This window comes from uncultured Nostoc sp. (assembly GCF_964245445.1).
Classification (GTDB): domain Bacteria; phylum Cyanobacteriota; class Cyanobacteriia; order Cyanobacteriales; family Nostocaceae; genus Nostoc.
Window position 1 is genome coordinate 1 of record NZ_CAXTNE010000108.1, and the last position, 24,078, is coordinate 24,078.

Annotated in this window: 15 protein-coding genes; 10 read left to right on the forward strand and 5 right to left on the reverse strand. The window is 41.3% G+C overall.

What is annotated here, in order from left to right; genetic code table 11:
- Positions 1-628: 628 nt before the first annotated feature.
- The 4 genes from ACFE90_RS18705 to ACFE90_RS18720 all read left to right on the forward strand — a co-directional run bounded on the left by ACFE90_RS18705 (position 629) and on the right by ACFE90_RS18720 (position 7,937).
- Positions 629-1,066, forward strand: a complete 438-nt coding sequence (locus tag ACFE90_RS18705) for a response regulator (protein WP_375503088.1) — start codon at positions 629-631, stop codon at positions 1,064-1,066.
- Positions 1,067-1,655: 589 nt separating this feature from the next.
- A complete protein-coding gene (locus tag ACFE90_RS18710; protein WP_375503090.1) occupies positions 1,656-5,888 on the forward strand; it encodes a chemotaxis protein CheB in 4,233 nt (1,410 codons plus the stop codon).
- Between the two features lie 670 nt (positions 5,889-6,558).
- Complete coding sequence (locus ACFE90_RS18715; protein WP_375503092.1) at positions 6,559-6,783, forward strand: hypothetical protein; 225 nt, start codon at positions 6,559-6,561, stop codon at positions 6,781-6,783.
- A 488-nt stretch (positions 6,784-7,271) separates the two neighbouring features.
- Positions 7,272-7,937, forward strand: coding sequence for an NYN domain-containing protein (locus ACFE90_RS18720; protein ID WP_375503094.1), 666 nt, complete (start codon positions 7,272-7,274; stop codon positions 7,935-7,937).
- 8 nt (positions 7,938-7,945) lie between these two features.
- Here the strand turns inward: ACFE90_RS18720 and ACFE90_RS18725 are convergent, their stop codons facing one another.
- The 3 genes from ACFE90_RS18725 to ruvC form a co-directional block, all read right to left on the reverse strand.
- Positions 7,946-8,986, reverse strand: coding sequence for a chemotaxis protein CheB (locus ACFE90_RS18725; protein WP_375503096.1), 1,041 nt, complete (start codon positions 8,984-8,986; stop codon positions 7,946-7,948).
- A 93-nt stretch (positions 8,987-9,079) separates the two neighbouring features.
- Entirely contained in the window at positions 9,080-11,377 is a 2,298-nt protein-coding gene (locus tag ACFE90_RS18730) for an NACHT domain-containing protein (RefSeq protein WP_375503098.1), read from the reverse strand.
- An 889-nt stretch (positions 11,378-12,266) separates the two neighbouring features.
- Positions 12,267-12,758 (reverse strand): crossover junction endodeoxyribonuclease RuvC, encoded by a 492-nt coding sequence (gene ruvC, locus ACFE90_RS18735; RefSeq protein ID WP_375503100.1) that lies wholly within the window; start codon positions 12,756-12,758, stop codon positions 12,267-12,269.
- A gap of 174 nt (positions 12,759-12,932) precedes the next feature.
- On the opposite strand from ruvC, the gene yvcK reads away from it, so the two are divergent.
- Complete coding sequence (gene yvcK, locus ACFE90_RS18740) at positions 12,933-14,354, forward strand: uridine diphosphate-N-acetylglucosamine-binding protein YvcK (RefSeq protein WP_375503102.1); 1,422 nt, start codon at positions 12,933-12,935, stop codon at positions 14,352-14,354.
- 55 nt (positions 14,355-14,409) lie between these two features.
- Positions 14,410-14,865 (forward strand): tRNA (adenosine(37)-N6)-threonylcarbamoyltransferase complex ATPase subunit type 1 TsaE, encoded by a 456-nt coding sequence (gene tsaE / locus ACFE90_RS18745; RefSeq protein WP_375503104.1) that lies wholly within the window; start codon positions 14,410-14,412, stop codon positions 14,863-14,865.
- Between the two features lie 652 nt (positions 14,866-15,517).
- Here the strand turns inward: tsaE and ACFE90_RS18750 are convergent.
- Positions 15,518-16,693 carry a patatin-like phospholipase family protein gene (locus tag ACFE90_RS18750; RefSeq protein WP_375503106.1) on the reverse strand — a complete coding sequence of 392 codons (1,176 nt, stop codon included), beginning with the start codon at positions 16,691-16,693 and terminating at the stop codon, positions 15,518-15,520.
- 633 nt (positions 16,694-17,326) lie between these two features.
- Entirely contained in the window at positions 17,327-18,646 is a 1,320-nt protein-coding gene (locus tag ACFE90_RS18755) for a dihydroorotase (protein WP_375503108.1), read from the reverse strand.
- A gap of 434 nt (positions 18,647-19,080) precedes the next feature.
- Here ACFE90_RS18755 and lepB point away from each other — a divergent pair, with 434 nt between their 5' ends.
- From lepB to ACFE90_RS18775, 4 genes are all read left to right on the forward strand, one after another.
- A complete protein-coding gene (gene lepB, locus ACFE90_RS18760; protein WP_229556685.1) occupies positions 19,081-19,722 on the forward strand; it encodes a signal peptidase I in 642 nt (213 codons plus the stop codon).
- Between the two features lie 11 nt (positions 19,723-19,733).
- On the forward strand, positions 19,734-19,910 hold the full coding sequence (locus ACFE90_RS18765; RefSeq protein WP_375503110.1) for a hypothetical protein: 177 nt from the start codon (positions 19,734-19,736) through the stop codon (positions 19,908-19,910).
- A gap of 480 nt (positions 19,911-20,390) precedes the next feature.
- On the forward strand, positions 20,391-21,176 hold the full coding sequence (locus tag ACFE90_RS18770) for an MOSC domain-containing protein (protein WP_375503114.1): 786 nt from the start codon (positions 20,391-20,393) through the stop codon (positions 21,174-21,176).
- A gap of 541 nt (positions 21,177-21,717) precedes the next feature.
- Positions 21,718-24,078, forward strand: a 2,361-nt coding sequence (locus ACFE90_RS18775; protein ID WP_375503112.1) for a histidine kinase dimerization/phospho-acceptor domain-containing protein, incomplete at its 3' end; no start/stop codon positions are given.

The window sequence follows — 24,078 nt, forward strand, 5'->3', positions numbered from 1 at the left end:
CTCCTTGTTGAGAAGTAGATTACCATACTTTTTTATTAGTGGGATAGTTTCAAGGATGAATTATCCAGAGGTTCCATATCATCCTCGAAAGCGAAGTCGCAAGTGCAAATTTCATGAGAGAGACTGCTCTCATCTATAAAAACCAAGTATCTATTGTTGAAATTTGTTTTCTACTACTGAACGACATAAAGACTCTACTTCTTTAGACATAATTAATAATTGTTAGCAGTAGTTACCGGGCATCAGAATAATTTGAATGCTTTTTTTCATAAAAATTTTTGCTAAATTTATACAAAATATACAACTTATACACTATCTAAAACCTCAGCTTTAACAATAGGGTGTTAAAGTCAAATTGTTAACAAAAAGTACAGCACCGCGTAAATATACCTACCATTTCAAAACAGCCAGAAAGCCCAAAATTAAAGTTTTTTGACTTTTGACTTATGCCTTGCGGTACTAGTATGCTATTTGCTGCATTTAAAGCTGCTAAGGCAGTAAATCATTTCAAAGGTAATAGCCCGTTCATGACTACTGATGAGACGTTTATTGAACTTCAAGCAAGCACAATAAACGTACTGCTTAAGAAAATTCTAAAGCTTAAGAAAACCTCAATTTTGAAACTTTGATGCATATAAATAATAAATTTCCTACTAATCCTTCATTTATACAAGGGCTACGAGTACTCCTTGTAGATAATGATGTCAATTTCTGCAATTCGTTGACGCCGATGTTGCAATCCTATGGTGTGAAGGTGCAAACGGCATTTTTAGGACAAGCTCTGGAAATATTTGAGCAATGGCAACCTGATATCCTCTTGAATGGTATTTCCTCGGCAAAGGAGGATGGCTATGCTCTGATTCACCAAGTGAGAACACTTACGGGAGAACGAGGCAAAGTAGTGCCAGCGATCGCTCTGACAAGCACTGTAACAGAAGATATGTATCAACACGCTCTTTTAGCTGGGTTTAGTCTATGCGTTGCTAAACCCGTAGTTGTTGATGATTTTGTTGCTGTACTTGGCATTTTAGCAATTGCTAATAATCCTCATACTCATGCTAACTAGCTTTAATTAATGTCTTAGATATAGTAGTCTAACTTTTGAAAAGTAATAATATGGGTCATTTATTGGTGGGGATAAATACTTTTCAAATGCTACTAATGAACTTGATAAACGATAGGATTAATCTCAGGAGTTATCAAATGAATGACTTAACTCAATTAGTTTTGCTTTTGAGTAGCGGAATTATTGGTATTGGATTTATTCTAGCTTCTTACTTCTTGGCAGTGACTTGGATTTAGAAAACTTAAATGGTTTATAGTTTATATTTTGGGAATATAGGACTCCTGTTTGATTGCATGAAAAAAATCGGTATAACTCGAAAAGTCTGATTCCCTAGTAGAGACGCGATTAATCGCGTCTCTACTCCCTGCCTCTCGCGCTTGCGCTGCGCTTCTGTGCGAGACGCTTCTCTTTGCAGAGAGGCTTGTCTGCGACACGCACTCGCGTTCGCCAACGTGAACGCGCACTACCCAAAGAAGCCTTAATGTATTTAACTTATACTCAAACTATTATTAAATATAGGGCAAGTAAGTAAACTGAATCTAAATATAAACCTTAGTTGCCAAACCATTGCAGTGCTAAACTTCATCCTATGACATCCGATCAACCCTCTGAGCAACCTGTATCTGAATCTACCGCTAATGAAGCGTTCGACATAGAGCAGCAAGACATTGCAGATGCTTTATTTCCCATTGTTGGCATTGCCGCCTCTGCGGGTGGATTAGAGGCGTTTATGCAGTTGCTCAAATATTTGCTTGCCGATACAGGGATGGCATTTGTGCTGATTCAACACTTAGACCCTAACCATAAGAGTCTGTTGAGCGAGATTCTGGCAAGAACAACTCAAATGTTAGTCACTGAAGTGCAAGATGGCATGACTATACAACCTAACATGGTCTACGTTATTCCGCCTAACACTAAGATGATCTTATCTAATGGAGTGTTGCAACTCACGCCGCGAGAGAAAGTTCAGGGTAAATATATGCCTGCTGATGCGTTCTTTACTTCATTGGCAGCAGATCGAGGGAAAAAAGCGATCGCAGTGGTTTTATCTGGGACGGATGGAGACGGTGCACTGGGGCTAAAGGCAATCAAAACATTTGGAGGCGTGACTTTTGCTCAGTGTGAAGACACGGCAAAATTCGATAGTATGCCCAATACTGCTGTTGCCACAGGGAATGTTGATTTTATTCTGCCGCCTCAAAAAATTGCTGAGGAACTGGCAAACCTCAGTCGCAATCTTTTGATTTCTAACTCACAGTCGCTGCTCACGGTTGAGAAGTTGCCCGAACTGGTAGATGCTCTTGGGATTATTTTTGTATTGTTGCGATCGGCAACTGGCGTTGACTTCAGCCACTACAAGCCTAATACGCTCGATCGCCGAATCCAGCGCCGAATGGTGTTGTATAAATTAGAAAAGTTAGAGGATTATGCCAAGTATTTGCAAAAGAATCCGGGTGAAGTCAAGGCGCTCTATGAAGAAATTCTGATCCACGTCACCTATTTTTTCCGTGAGCCTGAAGCCTTTGAAGTGTTGAAAGAGCGAGTCTTTCCCACCATCACGAAAAACAAATCGTTAGAGTTGCCGATTCGGATTTGGGTGGCGGGGTGTTCCACGGGCGAAGAAGTGTATTCGATCGCCATCTCTTTGCTGGAGTTTTTGTCAGATAAAGTAACCCCACCATCGATCCAGATTTTTGCCACAGACATCAGTGAAATAGCGATTGAGAAAGCCAGATCAGGCATTTATCCAGAGAATCAAATGGTGGAGGTTTCACCAGAGCGCCGTCGCAAATTCTTTAATGCCATTGAAGGCGGTGGATATCAAATTAGCAAAGCTGTCCGCGAACTGTGTGTGTTTGCCCGACAAGACTTGAGCAGTGACCCCCCTTTTTCTAACTTAGATTTAGTTAGCTGTCGGAATGTACTGATTTACTTGGACGAAACGTTGCAAAAACGGATACTGCCCATCTTTCATTACAGTCTCAACCCGACAGGCTTTCTGCTGCTAGGGACTTCAGAAAGCACAGGTAAATATTCGGAGTTGTTTACTCTCATTGACAAAAAGTATAAAATTTATGCCAAGAAGCTAACTGCAAATCGTCCAATTCTTTCGTTCGTTACCAGCAATTATCCAGTAGCAAACCTAGAGGAACCTAACCCGACCAATGAGAATCCGTCAAAGGAGTTTGATTTAGATAGAGAAACCGATCAACTGATCTTGAATCGCTATGCCCCAGTGGGTGTAGTAATCAACAACAAAATGGAGGTGCTGCAACTTCGGGGAGAAATCGATCTCTACCTAAAACTTGTACCTGGGAAAGCGAGTCTCAACTTATTTAAAATGGTGCGCCAAGGCTTGCTCGTAGAGCTACGCGCCGCAATTTATCAGGCACAACGGCAAAAAAATCTAGTTAAAAAGCAAGGGTTACGAATTGAAGAAGGCGATCTTTCAAGAATCGTCAATCTTGAGGTGATTCCATTCAATTCTGCGGCTAACGAAGAATTCTACTTTCTGATTTTATTTGAAGAAGCCCCACCCGTAGTTAACAACTTCAACCCCGTAAATCCTGAGAGCCAGGAGCAGTCCTACCTAGAGCAGGAGATTGTGCGGCTCAGGCAAGAACTTGCAAACGCCAACCAAGAGAGGGCTGCGACTCAAGAATATCTGCAAGCGGTGATTCAAGAGCAAGAACACATCAATCAAGACCTGAAAGTTGCTAATGAAGAAATCCTCTCCAGCAATGAAGAGTTGCAAAGCACCAATGAGGAGCTAGAAACTGCCAAAGAAGAGATTCAGGCAACCAACGAAGAACTCAACACAACTAATGAAGAACTTCGCTCTCGAAATCAGGAATTACACCAAGTTAATAACGATCTGACGAATTTGCTTGCCAGTATCAATATTCCCATTTTGATATTGACTTCGGACTTACGGGTTCGACGTTTTACGCCGATGGCGCAACGGCTTTTCAATTTAATTCCCACCGATGCTGGAAGACCTTTGAGCGATATCAGAGCCAATCTGAATATTCCTGATTTAGAACCTCTAATTTTAGAGGTACTTGACACACTCAGCATCAAAGAATTAGAAGTCCAAACCTTTGGGGGACATTGGTATAACCTCCGCATCCGTCCTTATCGCACCACAGAAAACCAGATTGACGGAATAGTGTTGGTGTTAATAGATATTGATGTTCTCAAACGCAATGCAGAAAGCTTAGAACAAGCCCGGAATTACGCTGAAGCGATTGTGGAGACGGTACAAGTGCCGTTAATCGTGCTTGATTCTGATTTGCGGGTGAACAAAGCCAATCGCTCGTTTTATGAAACATTTCAGGTTTCACCAGCAGAGACAACGCAATCTCTGATTTTTGAACTAGGGAATGGTCAGTGGAACTTGCGCGGATTACAACCGCTCCTAGAAGACATTCTGGTTAACAATACCAGTATTCAAAACTTGGAGGTGGAGCATCATTTTGAGCATATTGGGAAGAAAACCATGCTGCTCAATGGTTGGAAAGTTATTCAACAGGGAGAAGCCCAAAGGATTTTGCTGGCCATTGAAGATATCACTGATCGCAAGCAGTTTGAGTTAGAGCGATCTTTTATCTTAGCACAGGAGCAGTCAGCCCGTCAAGAGGCCCAAATGGCCAACCGAGCTAAAGACGAATTCCTGTCGAATCTTTCCCATGAACTTCGTAACCCGCTTAATAGTATACTGGGCTGGGCGCAACTTTTCCGCACCCGCAATTTAGATTCTTCAGCAGTCACTCGTGCCTGGGAAGTGGTGGAGCGGAGTGCTAAAGTGCAAGCTAAATTAATCGATGATATGCTGGATCTCTCACGGATTACGAGTGGAAAGCTTCATTTAAACACTCGTCTAATCGATCTAGTTTCAGTAGTGGATGCCAGCATTAAGTCTATAGAATTTTCCGCAGAGGCGAAAAGCATTCAAATTATTTCACAGTTGAACTCGGCGACAGTTGTCGGAGATTTTGATCGCTTACAGCAAGTTCTGTGGAATTTACTTTCTAACGCGATTAAGTTCACTCCAGCCGATGGGCGAGTGGGAATCATACTCGAAGCTGTAGATAATCACGCCCAAATTCAAGTCAGCGACACAGGAATTGGCATCCGGGCAGACTTGCTGCCGTATATTTTTGATCGCTTCCGCCAAGGAAATTCCAGCACCAGCAAAGCGAGTCAGGGACTTGGATTGGGCTTGTCAATTGCCCGTCATCTTGTAGAACTTCACGGTGGAACAATTCAGGCACAAAGTCGAGGCGAAGGAAAAGGAACCACGATCACCATCAGGCTGCCTCTGCGTTCAATACCGCCAGAGATTACACCGCCAACTTATTTAGAGCCGAGTGTTTTGTCAAGCACTCTAGATACATTAGATGGTAAGCGTCCATCTGTTACCCTTGAAGGGTTATGCATCTTGGCTGTAGACGATCAAGTAGATAGCCGCGACTTAATCAAGTGGATGTTAGAAGACTTCGGGGCTGAAGTAGTGGTTGTGACATCGGCAAGGGAAGCGATCGCGGCTCTAACTGAATCTCCTGGCAGATACGATGTGCTGCTAGCAGATATTGGAATGCCAGATGAGGATGGTTACTCCCTGATTCGTCAGGTTAGAGAGCTTGATGCATCTGCCGGGGGACAAATTCCAGCAGCAGCAATCACTGCCTATGCCACCGAGCAAGAGCGGCAAAGGGTGATTGATGCTGGTTTCCAAATGCATTTAGCTAAACCGATTGAGCTTATTGAATTAGTATTTATGGTTGCAAACTTGAGTGGACAAGTCACAGATAATTCGTAATACTCGCCATTCGCGTAGCGTCTCGTAGAGAAGGCGAGAAGCAAGCTACGTAATTCGTATTTGAGGGTAGAAAGCAACTAATTTTAATTATGAAAAAATAAAAAATGCGCGGTGTTTAGATACCCGACTTCTCAAAGAAGTCGGGTATCTAATTTTTCACACACGAATGATAAAAGATTGCCATATAGCGCTTCTTATACCAATTCGCAATTCGCAATGACGCTCTCTACGAGACGCTAAAAGCGAACGCGGACTCGCTAACGCAATTCGCAATTGAGAAATTTAGATGCAGCAAGGCAATCCCTGCTTACATCTGTTGCCTTATTTTAGAGAATTGGTATTAGTTAAGTGTAATACAGACTTAACAAGAACAGCCCCTTCCCGATAAGGAGAGTAAGATTCAAAGCCTCTCTCCTCAAAGGAGAGAGGTTTGGAGAGAGGTCAAAGTGTATTAAGATTTATAGACGCGTAGCGGCTTCCCGCAGCATACAATAACCGCCATATCACGTTTGAATAAACATTTGAATTACGTATAAATTGTATAATTTGCATTTAAAACATTCCAAAGTTATAGATGATGTTTAACATCTTTACTCAAAAAGATACAAAACATATTTAATTTCTTTTACTAAAACAGAAAGTATCAACTATGAATTGAGGAATCAAAAGCATGACTGCAACCTTCATGAAGCTGCCTAAGTTTCGCAATACTCAATGGGTGAGCTTTGTAGGTGGAGAAGGGATTGTACGGAGCTACACACCTGAATCTGGTACATGGACGTATCTCATTGAGATGGCATTAGGGCTAGAGCCTAACTTTGGCAGAGTTGGTGCAGAAACGATGATACTCCTCACCGAGGCAGATTTGCGGACGTATAGTACAGGGTTGATTTAAATACAAACACCCTTTAATATTGCAAAAAAATTCTTGAAGAAGAATCCAGAAGTCAGTATTCAGGAGCGGAGCCGGAGACGCTTCGCCTCCGGTCAGAACAAACGCAAGTGGGGGGTTCAGACTTGCCACTAATTGTAGACCGCTAAATTAAAAATTTAGCGGGGGTCTTAAACCCATTTATTCATTCACCACTCACACAGAATTCAATTCTGTTAGCGTAGCGGGGCGCAGCCCATTCTGGCGACTGACGCCTTTATTCTGCTTTGATAAACAAAGAAAGTTTTTCTAGTACAGCACGGCGTAAATAAACCACCCATTCCAAATCGCCAAAAAGTCTGTCCTATAAGCTTTTTGACTTTTGACTTTTGAGAGCCAGTTGCTACCCTGCGGGAACGCTAAGAGCGAACAAGTCGGCAGAGCCGCAAGGGCGCACTGGCTCCTTTTGACTTCCGCCTTGCGGTACTAGCCACCTGATCAAGGAGTTATAAGTGGCAGATACTGTTATTAAGAAAAAGATTTTAGGAAAAGCAACTCAGAAGGTATCTAATCAAAAATCCAGTTTTACAGATACCACGCTTGAAGCGACCCATCCACTTACTGTTGATAAAAACTGCATCCCCAATCAAGGCGATCGCGGTCGAGTGATTGTTTTCATTGATGGCTCGAATCTGTTTTATGCAGCTTCACACCTCAATATTGAAATTGATTACCTCAAACTGTTGCATTATTTGACAGCTAGAGATTACCTGGTTCATGTTTTTTACTACACGGGCTACGATCCGACGAACCAGAAGCAGCGTGGGTTTCTTTACAGGATGCGTCACAACGGCTTTTGCGTCATTACTAAAGCAGTGACACAGTTAAGGAATAGTGCCAAAAAAGCCAATCTGGATGTAGAAATTGCGGTGGATATGATCGGGCTGGCTCAACATTGCGATACAGCTGTGTTAGTCAGTGGCAATGGAGATTTTGCTTACGTGCTGAATACCATTGCTAGTCAAGGAGTTCGGGTTGAAGTGGTCGGGTTGCGATCGATGACCAGTACTAGCCTTATTGATGTTGCTAACTGTTATACCGACCTTGCAGCCATTCAACAAATTGTTCAAAAGCTTGACAACAGTGTTTGCCAGCAATTGGCTATTTCCCAAGGGTGAGCCTATAGCTACTCCGGCTGATCTTCCTCTATTGCGGCAATAGTTCGTTTCGTGGCAAAGCCGTTGAGAATGATATCTCGAATAAAGGATACCTCTTTATCTAAATTCATTGCATGATTCTCATATTTTGTTGCGGCACTAGTTAAATTGTAGTTTTTCATCTGATCTGCCATTTGACGCGAGAATGTAACCTTTTCCTCCATTACCCGCACAGCCGACCACAGCGCATTTTCGAGATTCTGAGTTTGCTCTGCCAGGAACACATTAGCTGTAAAAGAATGCCCCGTGTGACAGCGAAACCGTAGCGGATGTGCTTTGCCAATTTGCCAAATGCTGCCGTTGCATTCAGGGCAGGTGTAAGTCGTTCTAGTCCCGATCGCTTCTACATTCTTCAAAAACTCCTGGGTATTCATCTGCTGTTCAGCAATCTTGGATTCAATTTCGATCTCTTTGGTCAGGGGGTATGCCTCCTCCTTGGCGGCGGGTTCCTTTGACAACTGCACTAGCAAATCTGGGATTTCTGCAAGCGGCAAGCAGTAATCGACCTTCACATACCGCAAGGCGCTCTTGGCCATGCTGGGGTATTCTGCTTCCTTCGGGTCTTGAACGATCGCCACTCCGCCCCGTTTTTTGATTGCCTGCAACCCCACCGTGCCATCATCAAGATAGCCAGTGAGTACCACACCTACCACCCTTGTACCATAAGCGCGGGCGGCTGAACGAAATAACGCATCGATCGCGGGGCGAAAGCGGTTTTCTTGAGGCCCGCGCACGACACGCATCGAGCCTTGGTTGACCAACAGGTGATAATCGGGCGGTGCGACATAGATTCGCCCAGTTTGAATTGACTCTCCATCTGCCGGGTGAGATGCTGGGAGAGAGCCTACATCTGTAAGAATTTGGGGGAGAATGCTAGGCTTATCCGCTGCGAGGTGCTGAACAATGAAGAAGACAGCATCAATCTCAGCAGGCAGAGCGCCCAAGATTGCGCCCAGTGCTTTGAGTCCGCCTGCCGAAGTGCCAATCACAATAATGTTGTGTCCAAGCATAGATACCTTTTCTTAGTGAATAAAAGCGTTTTAGTAGGCAGGGAAAGCGGGGGAAGTTGGGAAAGAGGTACTACTTGCGTTCGCAATTTAGTATCACAATCCCTGCCATTCTTGCTCCTGAAGTTCTGTTATCGGCAACAACAAACTGGCTTCAATCTCCTGCCGCACAACGTCTGTGATTTCACAGTTGCTATTAAGGCAATCGATAAGCAACTGATTGGCATCGTAATATTGTTGTAATACTTGTTGTTGCTGTGGGCTGAAATGCCAGTCATGCTGAATGTTTCGATGCTTGGCGATCGCAGTTTTTAACTGTTCCATCCAAGCAGGATAACTTGTTTGCCACCATGTCTGAATGCTTTCTCTACTTTGTTCTGGATCGGGCAGTAGGTCTTTAAATTGTTGTAAAGCTTGATGTAAACCAGCATCTTGAACAATTGCTAAAGCACTACTCAGAGCATCGTTGCACCCATAGACATTGGCAAAATTAGATTTGCATTCCATTACTAGGTTATCTAATGCCGCATCCAAAAAAATATCTCGATCAAAGATGCAGACAAAGGCAAAGTACGGGGTAAGGTGAGGAGTCCTAGCCAGGGCAAGATGAAACGCCCAAATTGCAGTAGACTCAGGAGCAGTAAGAAACTTTTGACTTGCCCAAGTTAAAAATTTTTGCAAATATGGATCTTGAGCCGCTAGCGCATCAACTTCTTGCTTCATCAACAGTACCAGAAAATCTGCACTCCGCAGCATGGCAACCGTTAACAAAAAGATTTCACGCCACCTGGGTTCACTAATATGACTCACCAGACGTTCTAACGGTTGTTCTAATGCTTGTAAATTATGATTAGCGACGATTAGTCGAGCAGTCAGGTATTCTTGAAACGTTAAAGAAGAGAAAGAGAAAATCCCTCGCACTCGTTCTGCTAGTAATCCATGTTGCAACTCTATCGCTCGAAGTACGCCTTCACTATCTAATTGCAATTCCTCTGGCTCCGTCGAAGCATTCGGCAAATCACTGATATAGTCGCTAATGTATTGCTCAACAATGCGTTGTTCAAAAAAGTAATTACCCTGCTCAAATGTCGCGCTAGCAACCTGACTCAGCAACTTAAGTTTTTGTGGTAATAAAAAACCTTGGTATACTTCATCCCGCTCAATTGCTTTAGTTTCGTCCCATTTGCCCAAGAGCAGGTCTAAACATTGCTTATAAAAAGCAGATTTTTGGGTTGGAAATTTGTTCTGGTGATGAAAAACCCAGCAGGCGAGATGCAAAAATAAGGGAGTGACAGCAAGTCTTTGAAATTGTAAATTTTCGGGTAAATCTAGTTTCTCAATAAACTCAAATGCCTGTTCTTGTTGATTCTGGATGTTCGTTTTCGTAACTGCTGTAAACCACTTCTGAGCAAAAGCAACAATTTGATCTCGACTAAAAGGGGCAATTTCAACATCTGTAAAGCGTCTGAGGTTCAAAGCTTTAGCTGCCGTGCGGCAGGTAACGACAAAGATATTCTTTTGATACTTTTCAGATAGTCTGCGAATCTCATTGACGACACCCTTACTCTGTTGATGGAGTACTTCATCTAATCCATCCAGCAACAGCAATACTCTGCCTTCCAACAACAAAGTTTCCAGCACAGATGGATCTGAAATTCCACAGGTAAAGAATTCTTTGCAAATATAGTTGAGTAAATGGAACTCTCCTGCAACTCTCGTTTCGTCGGCAAAATCTCTTAAGGTGACAAAAATAGGAACCCGATTTGCAGCAAATCTCCCTCGGTTGCATTGAATCGCCAGATGTTGTAAAAAAGTGGTTTTACCTGCTCCCGGTTTACCCAACACCCGCAGCTTTGAGTAAGTTTCAACTGCCGCGATCCCCGCCATTTGTGTCTGGGATACTTCACCTAAACCAAAGCGATCGAATTCTTTTGATGTAAAGTTTTGCAAATCAGCAAACTCTAACCACTGAAGGCTTGCAATCTCCTCCAAAATGTTGACATCGATGTAAATGTCGTCGATTATAACGGGGCGAGTAACATCTAATAACTGCAAAGTGCCGCACTGGTCTTGAATTTTGTCGAAGCGTTGCGATCGCACTTGTTGTACTAGAGCATCAATATCTAAAAATTCAGCAGTACCAAGTTCTTTTGATTCAGAGAATTCTTCTGGAGGATTAGCCGCAATCTCCCGCCAATTCAACGACAATACAGAACAAATTTCTATAAAGATATGACGCTCAACGGGACGCCCACTAAAAAACCGCCAAATTGGTTGGCGAGTCTTTAAGTTGACTTCAAATGCCAAATAGTCTTGTGTCCACCCCTTATGAGCGAACGCTTTTTTAGCTTGTTGAATCCCGGTGAGTGATCCCTGGAGCGATCGCTTGACCATAGGAGTTTACACACATCAAATAATAATTCTTCAAGTTGAGATTATTGCAACATAGAGTTTTGAAACTACTTAGAAACTAAGTAAGCTATTTTAGCTGTTTTTAAATGTTAATGATTTATTTCAAGCATCTTCAGCCAATATCCTGTAATTGCATTCTCTCAGTAAATTAGATTAATTAAAGTCTTTTTTAAAACTTAATATTCCGTGCTAGAGAAAGTTTTTGTATATCTAGTACTTTTAGTGGTACAGCAAGCTTAAAATTTATGTACGATTGAGTACTCATAATTATTGTACCACCTCTGTACGCTTAAGTGTACTTGTGTATAAAGTTATATTGTTATAATTAATATTTAAATAAGTGAGATTAAGCTTGTGATTTAGAGGTTTATCTGCCGACATAAGGCTTAGATTCTCAAGTCCTTTTATTGTGTTGCTAGCTAGCTTTTAAAACATAATTTGCTCTCAGATGCATGAGTAACGCAAACGCATTTAAAGCATAAAATTTTTGTTCTTGATTTCAATAGTTATAGTGTTTTATTTTCAAGCCTACTTATTAAGTAAAATCCTTATTAATAAAAAATCATACATGCGCGACCTCGCCAAAATAAGAAACAATACAGTTCAGTTAAGGCCCAAATCCAATGCAAAAGACGTTGCAATTATTAGTCTCTACATACCTAAAATCAATACCAAAAATCCTTAACCCAAGCGTATTAAAATAAGAAATTGAATTCCGTGCGAATGGTGGACTTCGGCGTGAGCGCTCAGTCGAACGCTAAATAAATGGTGAAACACCACACCAAATTTTCAATTTAGTGCAAAACCATCAATGCCAGGTCAGAATCAATCAGTGAGGGATTCTGACGAACTTTATTGTCTGTGTACACACCTACAGCTGATAAGAAGCCGTCAAAGCTACCGCCAAAGCATCCGCAGCATCATCAGGCTTAGGAATATCATCTAAATCCAACTCCCGCGCCACTGCTTCTTGCACTTCCGACTTATCGGCATTGCCATACCCTGTTAAAGCTTGTTTAATTTGAGCAGGAGTAAACTCTACATAAGGAAGACGACGCTGGCCCAACACTAAAATGACTATACCCCGCGCCTGTGCAACCAGGATTGTACTTGACATCCGATAGAAGAATAGCTTCTCGATCGCAACCAAATCTGGTTTAAATTCCTCGATCACGGTGTGTAAATCATCAAACAAGGTACATAAGCGCAGTCCCATTTCTACATCTGCCGACGTTTTGATTACGCCAAAATCCAGCATATTTACTGTAGTCTCTGGTACCTTGTTAGGAGTTTGTGTGCAGGTAATTGCTCCAAATCCTAAAATTGCCAGTCCTGGATCTAATCCTAAAATTCGTTTTTCCATTAAATTCACTTTTATCAAGCTAGGGTATTGTTTAACTAGGAATACTGGCAATTTTGACCACTTGCTCTTAGTCTAATGGGATAGACAAATATAATAGTTTCACGCCAAGTGTTTTAAACCAACTGGTGTAAATTTTCTGTTAATTATTGTTTGTAGCACTGCTGTAAATCAGGTATGTCAATTGGTTTTCTCAGACAAGCCCTCAACGCCCTGCAAAAGCAGTCGCGCTCTCGTACTTCCTATCGGGTTAACCAGTGGTTCAAATGGTTATCCCCTGGACTATCGGTAAAACGTTGGTTGTTGATCAGTATTGGGGGTGTACTGCTGGCGAGTTTGGGGTTAGCTATCTGGATTAAGCTCACCCCAATTTTTTGGATGATCGAGTTGTTTAGGGGTTTCTTGGGAGTAATCACCAACATTTTACCCAACTATGTTAGTGGGCCTTTGGTGCTGCTTGGCGGCTTGCTGTTAGTGCTTTGGGGGCAAACTCGCACTGTAGGCTCAATTACTAAGGTACTAAGAGCAGAAGGTGGAGAGGAACTCATCGATGTCTTGCTGGCACATCATCGATTGTACCGAGGCCCGAAAATAGTGGTAATTGGTGGTGGTACGGGACTTTCTATGTTGTTGAGGGGACTCAAAACCTACAGCGCTAATATTACTGCTATTGTCACTGTCGCCGATGATGGTGGCTCTTCTGGGCGGTTGCGTCAAGAATTTGGAGTGTTACCACCAGGGGATATTCGCAATTGTTTGGCTGCACTAGCAGATGAAGAAAAGTTATTAACAGAATTGTTTCAATACCGTTTTCGGGCTGGAGATGGGTTAACGGGTCACAGTTTTGGTAATTTGTTTTTAACGGCAATGAGTGATATTACTGGAGATTTAGAACAAGCCGTTGCAGCCAGTTCTAAAGTGCTAGCAGTACGGGGACAAGTACTACCAGCAACTCTCAGTGATGTTCGCCTTTGGGCAGAATTAGCCGATGGTCGCCGCATTGATGGGGAGTCTAGCATTCCCAAGGCTGGCGGTAAAATTGTCAAAATTGGCTGCATTCCCGATAATCCTCCAGCAGTACCAGCAGCTATTAAGGCAATTAAAGAAGCTGATTACATTATTATTGGCCCAGGTAGCCTTTATACCAGCCTAATTCCTAATTTATTAGTACCAGAAATTGCCGATGCGATCGCTCAAACAGATGCCCCCCGTATTTATATCTGCAATATAATGACTCAACCAGGAGAAACTGAAGGATACACTGTTGCAGATCACATCAGAGCAATTGATGCTGCTTGTGGGGAAAGGCGGTTATTCGATGCTGTACTGATACACAAAAAATCCCCCTCAGAGCAATCACTCATCCGCTACGCCGAACAAAACTCCCATCCGGTTTTCCTAGATAGAGAAGCCGTAACTCAGCTAGGACGAAGGATTGTTCCAGCTAATGTTTTGTATGAAGATGAAACGGGTGTTATCCGTCACAATCCGCAGAAGCTAGCACAAGTGTTGTTGCGGTGGTACGGTAGAGGTCAGTCCCTTCTCCTGCGGAGACGCTATGCGAACGGGGAATTCAAAATTCAAAATGAAGGAAAATGAAAATTAGTTATTTAGTCTAAACAAAGGACTAATAACTAATGACTAATGACTAATTATGAAAATTTTTCTTGCAGATACAGAGGCGACCCTACGCTTAGGTATTACTCTCGGTGAATCCCTAACTCCTGGCAATGTAATTTTACTAGAAGGTGATTTAGGTGCTGGTAAAACTACCCTAGTTCAAGGTATTGGCAAGGGTTTGGGAATCGCTGAACCTATTGTCAGTCCCACCTTCACCCTGATTAATGAGTATACGGAGGGACGCCTCCCCCTTTACCATCTAGATTTATATCGCTTAGAACCACAAGAAGTTGCAGCCCTGAATTTAGAAAGTTACTGGGAAGGTGTTGAAGTCATACCAGGAATTGTGGCAGTTGAATGGGCAGAACGATTGCCCTACAAGCCAGATAGCTATTTAAGTGTGAGCTTGACTTATGGGAATGAGGGCACTCGTCAAGTCGAACTGATCCCATTCAATTGTGCCATTAGCGAAGTCATTGCCACGATTTAAGCTCATCTCCCGACTGAAGTACGAGAAATGTCACTTTTTTGAGAATATACAATACGAGAAAATTTTTGCAAACAGTCGAGGGAGAACTCCACACTCGTTCTATCTGCCACTACCACGCTCACCACTGTAAATCACTAACATTGTTATCTCAACCCAGAATAAATTAAAAAATTTTGTAACAGCAGCTTTATTGCTGCAATAATCAGTTAAAAAACTGATTTAGATGGTCTATAAATGAAGAAAATGTAAACTGTTGTTGGGTTAAATGAGAGTTTTCACAAAACTTAGTCAGCTTGGTTTTACCCGATTGGTTCTCTATGTCATTAAGAGGACAAATCTGGATTATTTAGCAGCCAAAGCTAGTAGAGACAAGTTAAACAACATCAAGCAAGGTCTGTAGAAGTTGTCTAACTTTTCCTTATCCTCAATATACTCAAAATAAAGTCATAATATATACACATAAATACGGATCTTTCAAACGTTTTAAAATTAATTTAAATAGCAATAAGTTCTTCTCTTCACCTATGTAGTTAACACCGAGATTAATAAAGCTTTAAATAAAACATCTCGTATTTATACAATAATTATGTATAAATACGAGATGTTTTATCTTAGATTAGTTGATATTAATATGCCTACGTGGATGCACGCACTAGTTATCTTTAATGAAAGAGGCGATCGCCTCTTTTATCGGAGAACCGGAGTCGTCTCTGGTATAGTACGTAAGACCTTTATTAATGAATGCAGAAGTAGTATTTATTAACTGCTCAATAATCTCCAAACTAGCGTTATCTATTTCTTCATTGACTTTTTCCCCTGTAAATCGGTTTTTTCGATCTTCTGGAGGTAATACAATTCGAGGATCTTTATAAGTCTCTTCTAGCTTGGCTTTAAATGTCTCATTTAAGTCAAACTGAAGCCGTAAGTAACGTTTAGAATCGTATCCACCCATGATTTGCCGACAAATAGTACTATCAATCTCAGATGTAGGTTCCATAAAGATATTAGTAAGATTTTGTACCCAGTCTAAGCCTCTCCATTTACTTATTTGCTTATATTGATATGGTTTACCAGTTTGACCTGTGCCAATAGAAAGAATAGAAATATCTTCCAATTGCAGATTATCCAGTTTATATTTTTGCTTAATTGTTGGAGAGACTGAAGATTGACTGATCCTCATAACCAGACTCAACGCTGCAAGACAAGGGTTGTTAGCAGAAACTCCTCCATCAATATGTGGAAATTCCCAATCACCAAATTTTTCTTTATCTACAGGTTCTAATTTATATGGTGGAAAAAAAGTAGGTGCTGAGGCAGAAGCAGTACATATCTGCCATAAATAACAGTCATCGTACCATCTGTCTCCTAAATCGGGATGACAATTTGTAAAAAAGGTTGTATTCCGATATAATGTATCGTAAGCAAGAATCAAAATAATGGGTTTTTCAATATCTTTTATTTTTGTGGATTTATATGTATCTTTGAGGACGCTAATAATTCCATCATGAGAATATTTAGGTGGTGAAAATACATCAAGAATTGATTTGATGATAGACGGCAAGTTTTTATAGCGTTCTTTTCTATCTAGCGGGAATATATCTTGACCTCTATCTTTATACAGTTTAATGAGTTCATGACTCTCTTTTCCTAAAGCAATAGCTCCTGCTAACATTGAACCAGTAGAAGTGCCAGAAATCAGATCAAAGTATTCGTGTAAAAAGTTTCCTTTCCCCTGGTTTCTAATTTCTTGTTCTACTTCTTGAAGTATTCGTGCTGCAACGACTCCGCGAATACCGCCACCGTCTAAAGCTAAAATTTTGAAGGACATAGCAATTCTCTTTGATTATTTCTATGGTTATGTTTCCGGGCATAGTTTCTGGGAACAAGCATCATGAAATGAATTGCAATACTGTTCCATTTGCTTGTTTACTTTTATCCAAATGGAAGAATACCTAAGTTTTTTACGTAGACGCAGAGCGGTGAAGCTGCGCGATCTTCTCCCAAGGGGAGACGCCAAGGGCGATAGCGCAGCGTTAGCGAGCCTGCGAGCGTCTGGGGGTTTCCCCCATGAGCGACTGCTGTTAGCGCAGCGTTAGCGACGTTAGGAGCATCACCCGGAGGGCTTGCCGCAGGCTTTCGCCAACGCGTAGCGTCTCGTTAGAGAAGGACGCCAAGCAGGGGAAAGAAGAATAAATAGGTAATCTAGTGATTAGTTATTGAAGTTTTGGCTTGAAACACTTATAAATAAATTCAGGGTTTCAAGTTGCAATTTCTGATACAGTGATTAGTCAATACCCTTGGGTTAAAAGGGTAAAGGGAAAAAATAAGGATTGTCGTCTTTTAGCTTTAACCGAAGGGCATTGATCTAGTCTTAACTTGGGATAGATGAAAATCTTGCCAGTTCAAGTATGGCTTTAATGTCTAATTATTTGTCTGTTACATAAGCTTAAATAAATATTTCCTATAATAAAGTTAAAGCTTGACCCCGCACTTGTGGATTTACCTGACCTTTGTCATAAACTACCTTACCGCCGACAATGGTGGTTGTAGCCCAGCCGGTGAGGTTCCAGCCTTCAAAGGGACTCCAACGGCATTTAGTTAACAGTTCTTCGCGCCGGACTGGACGATATGTGTTTAAATCTACAAGCACTAAATCGGCATCATAACCAGGCGCGATCGCTCCTTTATTAGGAATACCATAAGCCACAGCTACATTTTTTGACATCCAGTTAACAACTTGAGCAACAGTACACTTTCCCTCCATCGCCGCAGTTAACATCAAAGCTAGAGAAGTTTCCACCCCAGGCATTCCCGAAGGACTATTGGGGTATTCTTGAGCTTTTTCTTCTAAGGTGTGCGGCGCGTGATCTGTAGCGATGAAATCAATCACGCCATCGCGCAAAGCTTGCCAGAGAACTTCGTTATCGTGGGGCGATCGCAAAGGTGGATTCATCTGTGCCAAAGTGCCAATCTTCTCGTAAGCACTGGTATTTAACAACAAATGCTGTGGTGTCACTTCTGCTGTTACCCAACTAGGTTTCTCCTGACGCAGCAAATCTGCTTCTTCGGCAGTTGACATGTGCAAAATATGCAGACGACGTTGATATTTTTGAGAAAGTTTTAATGCCAGTTGGGTTGCAAGCATTGCCGCTTGATTATCTTGAATTTGCGAGTGAACGGCTGGATTGTGGATGTTGGCAAATTCTTGGCGACGTTGGTTAATTCTAGCTTGGTCTTCGGCATGAACGGCAATCAAGCGATCGCCTTTAGCAAATATCGCCTCCAATGCTGTTTCGCCATCAACCAGCAACTGACCATGCATCGACCCCATGAAAATCTTAATTCCCGCTGTTGGCTTTGCTAAGAGCAAATCTGGTAGATTCTCTGCTGTTGCCCCAATAAAAAAGCCATAATTAACTAAGGACTTTTGTGAGGCACGTTGTAGCTTGTCGTCTAAAGCCTGCTGTGTCGTTGTCAGGGGGCGCGTATTGGGCATTTCTAAAAAAGAAGTGACTCCCCCTTTAGCACAGGCGCAACTGGCGGTGAATAAATCTTCCTTGTGTTCTAGTCCAGGTTCTCGGAAATGCACCTGCGGATCGATAACTCCTGGCAACAAAGTTAACCCTTCTGCGTCAATTTCAGTGGCTAGTGCCGTTTCGGAGATTTCTGGTGCAACTTCGACTATTTGGCGATCGCGGGTCAATACATCCCCAATCATCAGTTCACCATTGGGTAGAATTATGCGAGCGCGGCGAATCAGTAAAATTTGTGTAGATGACATAGGGTTAACAAAGTTGAGATAGGGAGCTATGTATTACAGAGAATTATGCTTTTAGGTTAAACTTATTCGCGATCAGAGTAACCAATTTTTGCCGAGGGTTAAAAAAAAAGTTTATTTTTAATTTATGAAGAACCCCGTCAATCAATTTTGGATTTTAAGTCGCACCTTTGGTGCGCTTCCAGCGCAACTTGGATTTTGGATTGACCGTAGCCTAGAAAGAATGCGGTTTGGGTATTTTACATTGGTTTCGCCCACCAGAGGCGAGTCATGACCCAAAACAAATACCCTAATCCAAAATCTAAAATCCCCAATCTAAAATTGGTAGTCAAGATGGGAGCATGATTAGGAAATTAAAATTTTCCCGTTAAGATTAACAGATAAAGTATCACTAGGCGAGTTAATTACCTGCATCTTTCCTTCAGTTAAGTAATTTCATGCAAAATAAAGTGTCTGATAACAACTCTAGTCAACAACCCGATAATTCTTGGATCGCAGAGCTAGGTAGAACAATTGTATTGAGCATTGTTCTAGCTCTGGGAATTCGTACCTTTGTTGCTGAAGCACGCTGGATTCCTTCTGGATCGATGGAACCGACTCTGCATGGTACGCCAAACCAATGGGAGGCAGATAAAATCATTGTCGATAAGTTGAAGTATAAATTTGCTGACCCGCAACGGGGAGATATTGTAGTATTTTCGCCTACAAAAGAGCTACAAAAAGAACAATACCAAGATGCTTTTATTAAACGTGTAATTGGCTTACCTGGAGAAAAAGTACAACTTAAGGATGGCAAAGTCTATATCAATAACAAACCCCTTCCAGAAGTCAATTACCTCAGTTCTGGTCAGACTACAGTCATTGATGTTTGCCAATCAGGGCCACAGCCACCTTTTTTGGCGAAACCCCAGACTATACCAACCGATTCATATTTAGTACTAGGTGATAACCGTAACAATAGTTACGATGGTCGTTGCTGGGGTGTTGTCCCCCGCGAGAATATTATTGGACGGGCTGTAGTTCGCTTCTGGCCTTTAAATCATGTTGGAGGAATAGATAAATCGCCAATATATCCGTAATTAACAATATTATGATTGACGCTCCTCTGGTTGAACAAGTAACGCGAGTGCTTACCTGTTGGGAAAACCAGAGGAGTCGTTGGTCATTAGTCATTGGTCAAGAGTTAGAAATTCTTCCCCTGCCTTCCCTGTCTTTTAAAGGTTTTCAGCTAGCAGCTCGTATAAGTAACAAAAGAATTTTAGATTGAAGATTGCTAAATCACTAATTTTGACTCCGCTCCAACTTTTCGCAAAATCTAAAATTCAAAATTGCTAGGACTTACACATTGACAATAAATGGCAAATATGCGTAAGTGAAAAACCACATCTTTTGTAAGGGCACAGCAATAGCTCATAGGTGTCAACTTAACGTAAAAGTCATGTCTCGCCAGGAACTTCAGTTCCTTGCTAATAGCAAAAGTTATTTCTTGATGATTAAATATACCCAAAATCTTTAGTCTACTTCAGTAGACTTTAGTTAAAAGCCAAAGAACTTTAGTTCCAGGCGAGTGAGTCAAGCTTTCAGTTAAGCTATTTCTAGGCTTTTGTTAACACCAATGAGCATTGCTGTGCCCCTACAGCATGGTTTATTTGCGATCGCAGGATAATTAAGAAAAGCCTAAAACAAGCAATTTCCGTTAATTCATATCACGATGCATTTATACAATGCGTAAGTCCTAATTGCTATGATGCCTTACCTAGCCAAAATTTTACTGTATCCAGTTAAGTCACTCGATGGTGTTGAAGTTGAGAACGCTAGAGTTCTTGCCAGTGGCGCACTACAGCATGACCGCGAGTTTGCCATTTTTGACGAACAGGATAGATTTGTCAATGGCAAACGTCATGCTAAAATCAATTTACTAAGAGCGCAATTTGCACTCTTAAATAGAACTATCTCGTTGCACATCCCAGGCGGCGACTCACAACAAATTTTTCATCTGGATGAGGAACGGCAAGCATTAGAGGCAACTATGAGTGATTTTTTTGAGTTTGCTGTCACATTAAGGCAAAATTCTCTAATGGGTTTTCCTGACGATACATACTCACCTGGACCAACGGTAATTAGTACAGCAACATTGGCAGAAGTAGCTTCTTGGTTTCCCGGTTTAAATGTAGATGAAATACGCCGTCGGATGCGTGCCAACATCGAGATTGATGGTGTACCAGCATTTTGGGAAGATCAACTATTTAGTGAACAAGGTGATTTAGTCTCCTTTCGAGTGGGAGATGTAGATTTTTTTGGGGTTAATCCATGTCAGCGTTGTATAGTCCCAACACGCGATTCTTACTTAGGAAAAGCTTACCCAAACTTTCAAAAAATCTTTGCAACCCAGCGACAAGCAACTCTACCAAATTGGGTTGCTTCATCGCCTTTTAATCACTTTTACAGATTGAGTGTCAATACCCAATTAGCCCCATCGTCAGCCGGAAAAATTTTACAAATCGGCGATGAGGTTGACATATTTCCACAATAAAATTAACATTTATTTAAAATAAAAAATATTTAGTAAATATTTTTTTAGATTTTTTTATTTTTACTCTGTATTTATATGAAAATTTTAAAATTGTTGTACTTAATTTTTATATAAGTCCAAGGGTTTTCAGTCCGGAAAATCAAGACCTCAGCAATTAAAAATTAAATTTAGGATTGGGTACTAATGACGACCTGAATTTTAGAATGGCATACTGTAGCTTATCGGTTAAATTTCATTTCATCCGAGAAAATCTGATAAAACTGAGTCAATTCAGGTGCAATATCTACGACGGGTTATGACGCTCGTTCGCGCACTGTGCCGTAGGCAAGACTCGCTATCGGTGTTGTTAAGTCTGAAAATTAGACTTTGGAGGAATTTAGCCAATCAAAAAAGCAGAAAATAAAATTTGTGTAATCTTTTATACTTAGTAATTAAATAAATGTCATAGTAAATGCATAATACGCCGTAATTATCCTGATATTAAATGTAGCTGATATGGCAAAAATACCCCTAATATATGCTGGGGAAGAATTAAACAACAATGTTATCCAAACTTCAGCCCATCAAATCTATTAATCGCTTAGTTGGCAAAGTTTATGCCAATATGCCCCTGAGGTATGTTCTGATTGTGCCTTTTATATTGCAAATTTGTGGCGCGGTGGGACTTGTGGGCTATCTTTCGTATCAAAACGGCCAAAAAGCGGTAACGGAGCTTGCTAATCAATTAGAAAATGAAATCTGCGATCGCATTGAACAGCATCTTGATGACTATTTAACAAACCCGAAGCAAATCAATCAAATCAACTTAGATGCGATTGAGCTAGGTTTGCTCAATCTTTCGGATTTTCAAACCACCGGCAATTATTTCTGGAAACAAATGCAAGTTTTCAATGTTGGCTACAACAGCTTTGCCAATCCTAAAGGTGAGTTTATCGGTGTTGAACGTCTAGATAATGGCAAGCTCTTAATTAATGAAGTTAGCGAAAAGCATGGCCTGGGCAAACTTTATGTTTACCCTACAGACAACCAAGGAAATCGCCGCCATTTACAGGAAGTTAAAAATTACGATCCTCGCCTAGAAGCTTGGTATACAGATCCAGTCAAGTTAGGTAAACGAGTTTGGAGTCAAATTTATCAATGGGAAGATAAACCAGAAATTATATCCATATCTTCTAGCTATCCTGTTTACGATAAAAATCGCAAATTTGTTGGGGTGATTAGTGTTGATTTGCTTTTATCACAAATCAGCAATTTTTTAGCCAATTTAAAAATTAATGATTCGGGTAAAACTTTTATTTTAGAGCGTTCTGGGTTAATAGTGGCTTCTTCTACTAGCGAACCACCATATACCGTCATTAATGGTAAAGGAAAACGTTTATCAGCATTAGATAGTCAAAATTCTTTAATTAGACTCACAACACAGTCTTTGATCAAACGCTTTGGCAGTCTTAAGTTTGTTGGAGAGAAGCAACAGCTAAGTTTTACCGCCGATGGAATGCGTTATTTTGTGCAGGTAAAAAACTGGAAGGATGAACTGGGTTTAGATTGGCTAATTGTGGCGGCGATTCCCGAAGGCGAATTTATGGAGCAAATTAACGCCAACACCCGCATCACTATTTTGCTGTGCATGGTTGCTTTTTTAGTCGCTACAAGAATTGGGATTTTGACTAGTCGCTGGGTAATTAAGCCGATTTTAGAATTAAACACATCAGCGAAGAGAATTGCTAAAGGGGAATGGGAGCAAATACCAGAAATTCAGCGTTCCGATGAACTGGGAGAACTAGCCAAGTCATTTGAAACTATGGCAAAGCAACTCCAAGTATCGTTCAATACTTTAGAAGCAAAGAATGCTCAGATGCAAGTCTTAAATGAGGCGCTATCTCAAAGCCAGAGTCGGCTAACTCAATTTTTAGAAGCTATGCCAATAGGTGTATTTATTATAGATGCTGAAGGTGAACCTTATTACACAAATAATATTGGGCAGCAAATTCTTGGTCAAGGAGCGATCACACAAGTTAGCAGCGAACAATTATCAGAGGTATATCAAGCTTATCTTGCTGGGACAGATCAACTTTACCCTAGCGATCGCCAGCCGATTTTGAGAGCATTGCTTGGGGAAAGCGCCAGGATCGATGATATGGAAATTCGCCATTTTGACAAGATTATTCCCATTGAAGTTTTGGGAAAGCCAATTTATGATGAATCAGGAAATCTTGCTTTTGCGCTCGCCACATTTTTTGATATTACCCAACGCAAACAAGCAGAAAACTTATTAGCAGAATACAATCGCACCTTAGAGGCTCAAGTAAAAAAACGTACTGAAGAATTCCAGCAAGCTATCGAGCAACTACAAACCACCCAACAAGAACTAATTCAATCGCAAAAAATTGCCGCACAAGAACAACAAGCTGCTGTTCGTGAAGCGGCGCGAAGCACCGCCGCCAACCGAGCCAAAAGTGAATTTCTTGCTAATATGAGCCACGAACTGCGCACCCCACTCAATGCGATTCTCGGTTTTAGCCAAGTCATGAGCCGAGATTATTCTTTATCTAGCGAACATCAAGAAAATTTAGCAATTATTAATCGTGCTGGCGAACATCTACTCAACTTAATTAACGACATTCTAGAAATGTCCAAAATCGAAGCTGGCAGAATCACATTAAATAGCAGCAGCTTTGACTTAATTCATGTATTGAAGAAGTTAGAAAAGATGCAACAGGCAAGTGCTGCATCTAAAAATTTAGAACTGGTGTTTGAATATGCACAAAACATTCCTAAATACATAGAAACGGACGAAAATAAACTGTGTCAAGTCTTGCTCAACCTCTTGGGAAATGCCATTAAATTTACTAATACTGGGAGGGTAACACTAAGGGTGAGACTAGGGGCTGGGGGCTGGGAA